The sequence below is a fragment of the Morganella sp. BCCO 40_0007 genome, assembly GCF_032989665.1.
GTDB classification, from domain to species: Bacteria; Pseudomonadota; Gammaproteobacteria; order Enterobacterales; family Enterobacteriaceae; genus Morganella; species Morganella sibonii.
The window spans coordinates 187290-199420 of the sequence record NZ_JAVBIN010000003.1 but is presented as its reverse complement, the minus strand read 5'-3'; the positions used below and the strand labels follow the sequence as shown (position 1 = coordinate 199420).

10 protein-coding genes are annotated in these 12131 nt (G+C 49.6%); 5 read left to right on the top strand and 5 right to left on the bottom strand.

The annotated features are described in order from the left end of the window. The first annotated feature begins 26 nt into the window (after positions 1–26). Positions 27–587: a molecular chaperone gene (locus R5268_RS05185; RefSeq protein ID WP_218455511.1), complete on the top strand. Its 561-nt coding sequence runs from the start codon at positions 27–29 to the stop codon at positions 585–587. 62 nt (positions 588–649) lie between these two features. On the opposite strand, the gene R5268_RS05180 is transcribed toward R5268_RS05185, so the two are convergent. From R5268_RS05180 to mdtH, 3 genes are all read right to left on the bottom strand, one after another. Next, a complete protein-coding gene (locus R5268_RS05180) occupies positions 650–1963 on the bottom strand; it encodes a citrate:proton symporter (protein WP_317418884.1) in 1314 nt (437 codons plus the stop codon). Positions 1964–2335: 372 nt separating this feature from the next. After that, on the bottom strand, positions 2336–2893 hold the full coding sequence (locus R5268_RS05175) for a lipoprotein (protein ID WP_046892226.1): 558 nt from the start codon (positions 2891–2893) through the stop codon (positions 2336–2338). A gap of 64 nt (positions 2894–2957) precedes the next feature. Continuing rightward, positions 2958–4157, bottom strand: a complete 1200-nt coding sequence (mdtH, locus tag R5268_RS05170) for a multidrug efflux MFS transporter MdtH (RefSeq protein WP_052927473.1) — start codon at positions 4155–4157, stop codon at positions 2958–2960. Positions 4158–4324: 167 nt separating this feature from the next. Between mdtH and rimJ the strand changes: the two genes are divergently transcribed. From rimJ to uhpC, 3 genes are all read left to right on the top strand, one after another. Continuing rightward, the gene (rimJ, locus tag R5268_RS05165) at positions 4325–4909 is read left to right on the top strand and encodes a ribosomal protein S5-alanine N-acetyltransferase (RefSeq protein ID WP_317418935.1); all 585 of its coding nucleotides are present in this window, start codon (positions 4325–4327) and stop codon (positions 4907–4909) included. 74 nt (positions 4910–4983) lie between these two features. Beyond that, positions 4984–6519, top strand: a complete 1536-nt coding sequence (gene murJ / locus R5268_RS05160) for a murein biosynthesis integral membrane protein MurJ (RefSeq protein ID WP_107679853.1) — start codon at positions 4984–4986, stop codon at positions 6517–6519. Between the two features lie 512 nt (positions 6520–7031). Then, positions 7032–8378, top strand: coding sequence for an MFS transporter family glucose-6-phosphate receptor UhpC (gene uhpC / locus R5268_RS05155; RefSeq protein WP_107679854.1), 1347 nt, complete (start codon positions 7032–7034; stop codon positions 8376–8378). A 63-nt stretch (positions 8379–8441) separates the two neighbouring features. Here the strand turns inward: uhpC and R5268_RS05150 are convergent, their stop codons facing one another. Further along, positions 8442–9134, bottom strand: coding sequence for a hypothetical protein (locus R5268_RS05150; RefSeq protein ID WP_218455514.1), 693 nt, complete (start codon positions 9132–9134; stop codon positions 8442–8444). Positions 9135–9299: 165 nt separating this feature from the next. On the opposite strand from R5268_RS05150, the gene R5268_RS05145 reads away from it, so the two are divergent. Continuing rightward, positions 9300–10175, top strand: coding sequence for a leucine-rich repeat domain-containing protein (locus tag R5268_RS05145; RefSeq protein WP_317418882.1), 876 nt, complete (start codon positions 9300–9302; stop codon positions 10173–10175). Positions 10176–10248: 73 nt separating this feature from the next. Here the strand turns inward: R5268_RS05145 and argS are convergent, their stop codons facing one another. After that, the gene (gene argS, locus R5268_RS05140; RefSeq protein ID WP_317418881.1) at positions 10249–11979 is read right to left on the bottom strand and encodes an arginine--tRNA ligase; all 1731 of its coding nucleotides are present in this window, start codon (positions 11977–11979) and stop codon (positions 10249–10251) included. Between the last annotated feature and the right edge of the window lie 152 nt (positions 11980–12131).

Genomic DNA, 12131 nt, shown 5'->3' with positions numbered 1-12131 from the left:
CAACTCAGTTAATAAGGATTTGAAGTATGAATGAATTTTCGCTGGTCTGCCGCCTGCTCGGAACCCTGTTTAACCGCGCTCCGGCTGATCCTGTGCTGGCACCGGTTCTGACGATGATTAAGCAGGGGCAGCTGAAAGCTCACTGGCCGCTGGAACAGGACGCGCTGCTGACCAGACTGGCTGAGCATTGTGATACCGCTGAACTGACGGCGGATTATCAGCAGTTATTTACTGACGGGGCGGTGGCTCAGCACCGGTCAGAGTATACCGGTGAGCCGGAGAGTGAGGTGCGTCAGTTTCTCAGTGAACGCGGTATGCCGCTGACAGACGCCGTAACAGACAGCTTCGGCTCTCTGCTGCTTGCGGCATCCTGGCTGGAAGATCAGGCACAGGAAGATGAAGTCAGCGCCCAGACAGCGTTGTTTGCGGATTATCTGCTGCCGTGGAGTGATGCATTCCTCGGGAAAGTCGAATCTCATGCACAACACGGGTTTTACCGTACGCTGGCGATTATGACCCGCGAGGCGTTATCAGCGTTGTATGAAGAACTGACTGAAGACGATGAAGAAGACGAAAATAATGACTGATATGTGACGTTGTCACGTGTTATTCCCGGCCCGGTCAGATGACCGGGCTTTTTGTATCAGGCTCAGAACAACCCCAGAAACCAGCCTGCTGCCAGCGTGACAAAGCTGAACAGCCAGATCCAGAAGAAGGAGTAACGCAGATGGCGTCCCATATCCACACCGGCGATCCCCACCGCCAGCCAGACTGCCGGTGAAAACGGGCTGACAAACGTACCGGCGTTATTACCGATGGCCATGGCATACACCACATCCGCCGGCGGGATACCCGCGGAAGCCACCACATCACGGACAATCGGCAGCAGCGCAAAATAATAGGCGTCGGTACTGGTAAATATATCCAGCGGCACGCCAATCATCCCGATAATGATATGAAATTCAGAAGCCAGATGTTCCGGAATAATCAGCAGCAGATCTTTGGCGACAGATTCCAGCATGCCACCTTTATCCATAATCCCCAGGAATACCCCGGCAGAAAGAATAATTGCCGCCATAGACAATGCCTGCGGGGCATGATGATTAATCGCCGCAACCTGGTCCTTTGGTTTCGGGTAATTGATGATAAGAGCGGCAGAAAGTGCCAGCATAAAAATATAGGGAGCGGCCAGCCACCCCAGCGCCAGACTGAGGATCGCCAGCAGGATCAGCAACATATTGATAAGGAAGCGTTGTGGTTTTTCAGTACCCTTTTCGTTATCAGCCTCATCATACAGCTCAAGAAGGGAATCCTGTTCATACGGCGTGGTGCCGTATTGTGCTGCACGGGCGATACGGTGTTTTTCCCGCAGGCCGAACAGGGCGGCAACCAGCACCGATGCGGTAATACCGATGATTTGCACCGGGATCAGCGGCTGCCACAGAGCAGAGGCGGAAATACCGGTCACGGCTGATGCCCGGCCGAGCGGTCCGCCCCACGGCACCATATTCATGACCCCCATACTCATACACATCAGCAGCAGCATCAGATACGGGCTCATACCCAGCCGCCGGTAGATGGGTAAAAATGCCGGAATGATAATCAGAAAAGTAGCCGCGCCGGAGCCGTCAAGATGAACAACGGCCGCCACCAGGGCTGTCACCATAGCCACAATCGCCACACTTCCCCGCGTCAGCCCGATCATCAGGCGGATAAACGGATTGAAAATGTGCAGATCTTTCATAATGCTGAAAAACAGAATGGCAAACAGAAACATCACCGCGACATTCGCGACTTTTTTGATGCCGTAATCAAAAAACGCGGTAATGTCAGTCAGGGAATAACCCGCCAGCAGGGCACCAAACAGGGGAATAACAGACATGGCAATAACAGGGCTGGTTTTTCCTGTCATCAGCAAAATAACAATCGTTACGATGATCAGCAGTCCAATCAGTGTCAGCATCAGATGATCCTTATCCGGAAATGATTATTTTCTGATGTTACTGAAATGAAGAAGCATGATGTTAAAAATGTTTATGAATTGTGAAATATATCATCAAAAAAGGAGGCGGCAGATTCAGAAAAAAGCGGTCAATCACAAATTAATTTTATCTGCGGCAGCAGATAAAACAGCGTTTCATTCTTATTTTCGGGGAGAGTATTGCGGAAGTGTCAGAATCAGATGGCCTGGTATTTTTTCGTATGCTTTGAATTTTCGTCACATTCTTTTGCAGAACAGGAAAATAATACCGTTCCCGGCGGGATAGTTAAGGAGCGGTATCATAATTTAGTGAATTAATAATTTACGGGCACAATTAAAAATTTTTATCAAAGGTTATTCCGTTAACGGGATAACTATCCGGCCCGGACGGATTTCAATGCCTTTGGCAAACTTTTTCGCCGCCGCTTCGGCGGTATTATCTGCGTTCAGCACATAGACGGGGGTAATATTGAAAAAGGTGCTCAGTGTATGATTGAGGTAAGGGATCAGTGCAGAAATCAGGGTATCCCATTTATCCGGGTCCAGTGTGTAATTGGTGATTTCAATATCACGCATATAAATTGCCCCCCCGGCGGCATCAAAATACGGTGCGGCACTGAGGGTCATTGAAATGGTAAAATCACGCGAACCGAACAGTGACACCAGCTTCAGTGAGCCGATTGCGGTCAGTTTGACTTTACCCGGTTCTTCCCGGCCAATCTCGGTGAGCAGTTTTTCCAGGGTAAAATCCGCATCTGCCACACCGTCCATACCAATCTGTTTGTTCAGCCGGATATTTTCAGCCACTGCACTGTTTATCGTCTCTTCACTGACACTGATTTCAGTTAACTTGTCGCAGCCCGTTAAAACTGTTGCTGCGACCAGTGCCGCGGTAAAAAGGAATAATCTCATCAGTATCTCCTGTTGTATACCACCCGATACTAACCTGTGCTGCGGCAAATCCAAAATATCCGGATCAATTTAATACGGCCGGGCTTATCTTCTTCGGGTTAAACTGGCGGTAGAGTGCAGTCAGTGTAATCAGACCGATTGTACCGAGTAAAAACCAGGGAAGTTCAGGTAATTGCATTTCTTTACCCAAATCATACAGCCAGCCGCCGCCGGTATAGCCGATGGCACCGCCGAATGCCAGCCCGAGACGGCTGAAGCCCATGTAACTGCCGCGTGCACGCGGATCAGCCAGCGAGGCACTGAGTGTCTCCCGTGCCGGTTCGGCGATCACTGATCCTAAATAGAACAAACAGATAATCGCGAACAATACATGCAGTGAATGTGTCAGTGCGACCGGGAACATGCTCAGACTCATCAGGAACAACCCGGCCATCAGACGGGTTTCCAGCCGGAAGCGTTTTTCACTCCAGCGTGCCAGCGGATAGAGGAGCGTCAGTGATAAGGCGGCCTCAATGGCATACATCCATTTCACCGCTGCCGGGGTGCCTGCCAGTTCGTTGACGATAATCGGGAACATCAGCATCACCTGCACGGAGAGAATAAAGTAGCCGGTCAGTGTCAGCACATAGCGGGAGAAACGTTTATCGCGCAGTACGCGGGTCAGACCCTCTCTGACCGGCGTGCGGGTGGTGGAGATGCGGTAAGCGGGCAGTAACCAGGCGTTACACAGTGCGGTAATGATAAAAATTGCCGCGCCCACCCAGCAGACCAGATGGAAATCATAGATAAGCAGCCAGCTGCCGAGTAGTGCCCCGATCACCGCACCGGCACTGTCCTGCATCAGCAGCAGGGAGTAAAAACGGCCGCGTTCATACGGACGGGTCAGTTTGATCACCAGCGCGGTACGCGGCGGGTCAAACAGTGTACCGCCGATGGCGGAAAGGACACAGGACAGCCAGAGTATCCACGGCTCATCGGCCATGGCCATCAGGGCGAAGCCACCGGCACGGAGAAACATACCGATAACGATCATCGGTTTGGCGCCGAAACGGTCAGCAATGGCGCCGCCGAAAATGCCCAGCCCCTGCTGGACAAACTGACGCAGCCCCAGTGCAAACCCGACCACAATCCCCGCCCAGCCGAGTTGCTCAACAAAGCGGATGGAGATCAGCGGGAAGACCACAAAGAAGCCGAGAACAACCAGCAGGTTATCCACCAGCAACCAGTACTTACCCAGTGTCCGGGCTTGTCTGACAAGTGACATTCAGCACCACATTAAATATTGAAAGGAATAGAAAAAAGGGAGATGATTACACTTTCTATTCTCTGCTTATTCCGCCCGTGATGACAGAGAATTCAGGATGATATTTTTTTATCGACGGAACGTGGTTAAGCACACCTTGATTACGGCCTTCTGAGAGAGGAATTATGTTGTTCGGCTATCGCGCGAATACGCCGCAGCTTCGTTTTAACACGGACAGAATGGTGGTTCGTCTGGCTCATGAGCGGGACGCGTACCGCATCAGTGAATATTACTGTGATAATGAAGAATTTCTGAAGCCATGGGAGCCTCTGCGCGACCGCAGCCATTATCATCCTTCCGGCTGGTCGTCGCGCTTACAGCTGATGACAGAGATGCACCGGCAGGGTACTGCATTTCATTTTCTGCTGCTGGATAAAGCGGAAAATGAGGTCATGGGCGTGGCGAACTACAGTAATGTTATCCGCGGTGTATTTCATGCCTGTTTTCTCGGCTATTCGCTGGGGGAGAAATGGCAGGGACAGCATTATATGCAGGAAGCGCTGGAACCGACTCTCCGCTATATGCAGCGTCAGCAGGGCATGCACCGGATTATGGCAAACTATATGCCCCATAATCAGCGCAGCGGGCAGCTCCTCGCCCGGCTCGGGTTTGAAAAAGAGGGCTATGCAAAGGAGTATCTGATGATTAACGGCCGGTGGCGCGACCATGTTCTGACCGCTCTGACCACTCCTGACTGGGTTAAGCCACGATAACGGCGGGTTTTTCTGTTCCGCCCGCGTTATCGTGATACTATTTCCGCCCTTGTTATCTGACCAGCACATTCAGCATGAATTTATTGAAATCTCTCGCCGCCGTCAGCTCAATGACGATGTTTTCGCGCGTACTCGGCTTTATCCGCGATGCCATTATCGCCCGGATTTTCGGGGCATCGATGGCCGCCGACGCCTTCTTTGTCGCCTTTAAACTGCCGAATCTGCTGCGGCGGATTTTTGCCGAAGGGGCATTTTCCCAGGCTTTCGTGCCGATTTTATCCGAATATAAAACCCAGCAGGGTGATGAAGCCACCCGTACCTTTATTGCCTATGTTTCCGGGATGCTGACACTGTTCCTGGCCGTGGTCACGGTACTCGGGATACTCGCCGCGCCGTGGATTATCTATGTTACCGCCCCCGGGTTTACCGGTGATCAGGATAAATTCACGCTGACCACCAATCTGCTGAAAGTCACTTTCCCGTATATCTTTCTGATCTCCATTGCCTCACTGGCGGGGGGCGTACTCAATACCTGGAACCGTTTTTCGGTCCCGGCGTTTGCCCCGACACTGCTGAACGTCAGTATGATCGGGTTCGCGCTGTTTGCCGCGCCGTACTTTAATCCGCCGATTATGGCGCTGGCGTGGGCGGTACTGGCTGGCGGAGTATTGCAGATTGCCTACCAGCTGCCGCACCTGAAAAAAATCGGCATGCTGGTGCTGCCGAGAGTTTCTTTCCGTAACAGCGGTGTCTGGCGGGTAATGAGACTGATGGGGCCGGCGATCCTCGGTGTCTCTGTCAGTCAGATTTCACTGATTATCAACACGATTTTTGCCTCATTTCTGGTGTCCGGTTCGGTCTCCTGGATGTATTACGCCGACCGTCTGATGGAACTGCCGTCCGGTGTGCTCGGGGTGGCGCTGGGTACGATCCTGCTGCCGTCACTGGCGAAAAGCTTCTCCAAAGGCGACACCACCGAATACCGCAAACTGATGGACTGGGGGTTGCGTCTCTGCTTCCTGCTGGCTCTGCCGTGTGCGGTGGCGCTGGCCATTCTGGCGGAAGCGCTGACTGTCAGTCTGTTCCAGTACAAAAATTTTACCGCATTTGATGCCCTGATGACACAGCAGGCGCTGATGGCTTACTGCGTCGGTCTGATGGGGATGATTGTGATTAAAGTGCTGGCACCGGGGTTCTACTCCCGCCAGAACATTAAGACGCCGGTTAAAATTGCGATTGCCACGCTGATCCTGACACAACTGATGAACCTGGCGTTTATCGGGCCGTTTAAACACGCCGGCCTGGCACTGTCGATTGGTATCGCGGCCTGTTTCAACGCCTCGTTACTTTACTGGCAGCTGCGTAAGCAAAACATTTTCACTCCGTTACCGGGCTGGGGAAAATTCTTCCTCAAACTGGTGATTGCGATGCTGTTTATGGCTGCGGTACTGGTCGGTATGATGTATCTGATGCCGGAATGGTCACAAGGCAATATGCTGATGCGGATGCTGCGCCTGATGGGCGTGGTGATAGCCGGTGCCGGTGCGTATTTTGCAGCACTATACGCGCTGGGTTTCCGCTTGCGGGACTTTGCACAGCGCAGCTTATAAGCTGTTTTTATTTCATTCTGACGGGGCTGATAACAGCCCCGTTTTTGTATTTCCCGCCTGAATAATTAATATATTAATGTTATTAATCTTCTGGTTTTAGATTATGCTTTTGTATCTTGCTGATTATCATTGCAAAAAATATATTTAGTTTCATGGCTTTATCGATTCAGCTCAAAAAACCAGATTACATCCCGTAAAATATCAGTTAATACATCATCAGATGTAACAGTGACAGATAAAAATAATATCAATAATGAAATAATAATATCATTATCTGATATGTGTCATAAGTGACACAAAATAACAGGGAATCATATTTCACTGTACAGAATCATAATTAAGGCTGATTACGGTGTTTACCGTATAACTTGAATATCGTCACGTCTTTCGCTTCCCGCCTGTAATAAAACAGTACGCTCTGTTGAGAAACAGTGTGTTATTTACTGATAACGACTCATGATAATGACATATAAAAACTAATCACTACTGATAATTGCAGTACGGAGAACGTAATGGCTATATTTTCTGAATCGCCGGATAAACCGGTTACCATGAGTAAAAATGAAATCGACAAAACATACCGTTACTGGCGTTTGCATCTGATGATCGTCAGTTATATCGGTTATGCGGTTTTTTATTTCACCAGAAAGAGTTTTAACTTTGTCATGCCGGAAATGCTGTCTGATCTGGGAATAACCAAAGCAGATATCGGGATGGTGGGAACGGCCTTCTATTTGACTTACGGGGCATCCAAATTTCTTTCCGGTATTATCGGTGACCGTTCAAATCCGCGCTGGTTTATGGGATTAGGTCTTATCATGACCGGTGTGGTGAATATTTTGTTTGGCTTAACATCCTCTATTCCGGTATTTATTGCCTTATGGATGGTGAATGCGTTCTTTCAGGGCTGGGGCTGGCCGCCATGCTCTAAAATACTGAATACCTGGTATTCCCGTAATGAACGGGGCTTCTGGTGGTCAATCTGGAATACATCCCATAATATCGGTGGTGCTATTATTCCGATTTTATCCGGAAGTGTGGCGCTGTGGCTGGGCTGGCGTTACGGAATGATTATTCCGGGGGTGATCGCAATTGTTGTCGGCCTGCTGCTTTGCTTCTTATTGCGTGACCGTCCGCGCTCAATGGGACTGCCGACTGTCGGTGAATGGCGTAACGACCAGGTGGAAATTGCCCATGAAGAGCAGGGGCTTGGTTTATCGCGCTGGACTATCCTCAAAGAATATATTTTTAAAAATAAGATCATCTGGGTACTGGCGCTTTCATATGCGGTAATTTATGTCATCCGTACCGGGATTAATGACTGGGGTAACTTATATCTGATTGAAACGCATCATTATGATTTGCTGACCGCGAATGCTACGGTAATGATGTTCGAAATCGGCGGTTTCTTTGGTGCGATTGTCGCCGGCTGGGGATCGGATTTATTATTCAAGGGTAACCGTTCACAGATGAACGTGATTTATACCCTGGGTATTATCATCTCAGCGGTATGTTTATGGGCTGTCCCGATCGACAGTAAATATGTGTTCTCCGCGTTGTTCTTCATGACCGGTTTCTTTATTTTCGGGCCGCAGTTCCTGATTGCGATGGCTGCCGCAGAAAACTCACATAAATATGCGTCCGGCGCATCAACCGGATTTGTCAGCTTATTTGCCTATATCGGGGCATCTGCTGCCGGTTATCCGCTGTCCAAAGTGATTGAGGGGTATCAGTGGAACGGATTCTACGGGTTGTTACTGATATTGTCTGTGGTGCTTGTGGTATTGCTGTTTATTGCCATGCAACTGCAATCAGCAAAAGCAAGAAAATTGCAGAAAAACAGTATAGTCACAAAGTAACGGACTGATAATATGGTGTACGGAGCCTGATGATAAACCATCAGGCTTTTTTATGTCCGGAAATCAGCTGTATTTCTGTGTGCGGATAATCTCTCCGCTGTCGCGGAATAACCGGTATGCTTCACCGTCGTTAAGTTGTGATAATATCACCGGAGACTGTGTTGTCAGGTAAAATACAGTTTGCGGAAATGTCGCCTGCAGTAATGGAATACAGTGCTCATGCCACTGAATATTCAGATGACGCTCCGGCATAGAGATAAATACGAGACCGTTAATTTCTTCCGGTTTTTCACTTTTACTGAATTTACTGTAACTGCTGATAATACGCCGGATTAATACCACCATCGAGAAAAGTCCCTGAGCGGCAGTATTTAACCCTTTATCTGCTATGGCAGCAGCAACATCATCAACCGGCGGATCGAGAAACACGACCGGATGATCATGAACAAACGGCCGGAAACTGTCAGCAATATCACCGGCGCGAATAATATAGTTATCCGTCCTCAGTTCCCGTACAACCGGGCTGTATTCTGTGCAATTCCTGAATATCAGGTGAATATCATCGGTCTGCTGCCGGTAAATAACGTTGCTGGCGAAGTAACGCAGCTGAAACAGCGCGGTTAACAGCCCGTAGTTATCTGAATCATTATCACCGGTAAAACCATATACGGTTTTATCCGCTGCGGTAATTATTTCTGTATTCCCGGCATTCCCGGCCATTTTCACATCAGAAAAACAGATTTTATTATCTGCCATAATCCCTCCTGTTATTTATCAGGGGAGCATAGCACCCGCTATCTCACAGCCGGGATATCAAAATGGCATACCGTACCTGCCGGAAAGAATGTAAGACAGGGTGACTGACAACAGTGTTATTATGACAAAAATACTGATTGTTACTGCTGACGCCGGAGTTTTATTATGCTGCACCAACACACTGTTTCTGATGCTGAACTTAACCTGGATAACGGCGGTTATACTTCAATTGATATGTTTATCACACCGCCGTATGCCCGGAAGGTTATCAGTGCGTATAACAATCAGCTTACGGAATATCCGGCAGCGCTGCGCCACTGTATTTCATTACAGGTACTGAACCTCTCCTGTAATCAGCTGGCTGTCATTCCGCCGGATATTGCACAACTGTCCGCCTGTGAAATGCTGGATCTGGGACATAATTGTATCGCGAATGTTCCGCCGGAAATCGGTGAACTGCATCAGCTGCAATATCTCTATCTTAGTGAAAACGGGTACAGCAGATTGCCGTCATCATTTTCCGGACTGAAAAATCTGCGTTATTTTAATGCAACGGATAATCACCTGACGGCAATACCGGAATGGTTTTCTGACATGGAGAAAATGGAAGAAATCCGGCTCTATAATAATCAGATCACGGCATTATCTGCGGCGGTCAGCGGACTGAAAAATACCCGTGAAATGCACCTGATGAATAATCAGATAACTGAAATTCCGGATGAAATTGCTGCTGTGGCAGCGCTGGAAATTCTTGACCTGAATAATAATCGGGTGGCATGTATTTCACCGGAAATAAGCCGGTTACAGCAACTGACTACGCTGAACCTGCGTTTCAATGCACTGAAAAAACTACCGGAAAATACCGGGAAATTATCATCCCTGTTATATCTGGATCTGCGTGCTAATCAGCTGAGTGCATTACCGGACAGCCTGGCAGAACTCACACAGCTGCGTAAACTGGATCTGCGCTGGAATTGTTTTTCAGCTGTTCCGCCGGTGGCAGAAAAATTACAGGCGGCAGGGTGCCGGGTCTTGTTGTAACAGATTCAGAAGACAATAAAAAAGGAACCGGATGGTTCCTTTTTTGCAGAAATAATAACCGGTAGTACCGGGATTACATTTTTTCGACAGTACCGATACCCAGGGTATCCAGACCGGCTTTCAGGGTTTTCTGTGTCAGCAGCGCCAGTTTCAGGCGGCTCTGACGCAGTTCTTCGCTTTCTGCCGCCAGGATCGGGCAGTGCTCGTAGAAACCGGAGAACAGACCTGCCAGATCATACAGGTAGCTGCACATCATATGCGGCAGGCCTTCGCGGGCAACGGCAGTAATGGTTTCCTCAAACTGTAACAGACGTGCCGCCAGCTGGCGCTCGCGGTCGTCAGTCAGGATGATCGGCTGTGTCAGACTGTCTGCATCAATATCCGCGCGTTTGAAGACGGATGCCACACGGGTATATGCATACTGCATATACGGTGCGGTGTTACCTTCAAAGGCCAGCATGTTGTCCCAGTCGAAGATATAGTCGGTGGTACGGCTTTTTGACAGATCCGCGTATTTCACCGCGCCGATGCCGACCACTTCCGCCAGCTGTTTCAGCTCATCTTCCGGCATGTCACTGTTTTTCCCGCGGATCAGTTTTTCTGCGCGCTCAACAGCTTCATCCAGCAGATCAGACAGACGGATAGTACCGCCTGCGCGGGTTTTGAACGGTTTGCCGTCTTTGCCGAGCATCATACCGAACATGTGATGTTCCAGTGTCATGCTTTCAGGGATATAACCGGCTTTGCGGACGATAGTCCACGCCTGCATCAGATGCTGGTGCTGGCGGGAGTCAATGTAATAAAGAACGCGGTCGGCATGCAGCACATCATGGCGGTATTTCGCACAGGCAATATCAGTGGTGGTGTAGAGATATCCGCCATCTTTCTTGCGGATAATCACCCCCATCGGTTCACCTTCTTTATTTTTGAATTCGTCGAGATACACGACGATTGCGCCTTCGCTCTCTTCGGCGATACCGCGGTTCATCAGGTCACTGACGATGCCCGGCAGCATGTCGTTATACAGGCTTTCACCCATGACGTCGTCTTCAGTCAGGGTGACATTCAGGCGGTTATAGGTTTCCTGGTTCTGCTGCATGGTGATATCCACCAGCTTGCGCCACATGGTACGGCAGTATTCATCGCCGCCCTGTAATTTGACCACATAACCGCGCGCGCGCTCAGCAAACACTTCGTCTTCATCGTAATGCTTTTTCGCTTCGCGGTAGAATGCTTCCAGGTCAGCCAGTGCCATATCCCCGGCATCTTCATTCTGCATTTTTTCGAGGTATGCGATAAGCATCCCGAATTGCGTACCCCAGTCACCGACATGGTTACAGCGGATCACTTTATGACCCAGATATTCCTGGGTACGTGCTGCCGCATCACCGATGATGGTGGAGCGCAGATGGCCGACGTGCATCTGTTTGGCTACGTTCGGGGCAGAGTAGTCAATGGCAATCGTCATTGGTTTAACCGGGGTAAGACCCAGTTTATCGTCAGCCAGTGCGGTTTCCAGCTGAGCGGTCAGCCAGGCCGGAGACAGGAAAATATTGATAAATCCGGGACCGGCGATTTCGGTTTTGTCGGCAATTCCGTCGAGATCAAGCAGTTCAATTACTTTCTCAGCGAGCTGTCGGGGCGGCATGCCCATTTTTTTCGCAGCAGCCATCACACCATTGGCCTGGTAGTCACCAAACTGTGCTTTGGCAGACTGCTTAACGATAGCATCACAATCAAGTGGTGCACCTGCGCTGATAAGAGCCTGCTGGATCTTATCTGAAAGAATTGCCTGAATATTCACCGGTTTACCTTAATTTAAAGAACAAAATGACACCCCGGAAACAGCAGCGGAGGAGCGGGCTCATCCGGGCGGGATGTTGTCGTGAAATTTGGCTGGTTTTATACCACAAAAACAGGGTCTCATGCTACTATCAGCTATCAGCGCCTTTGCGG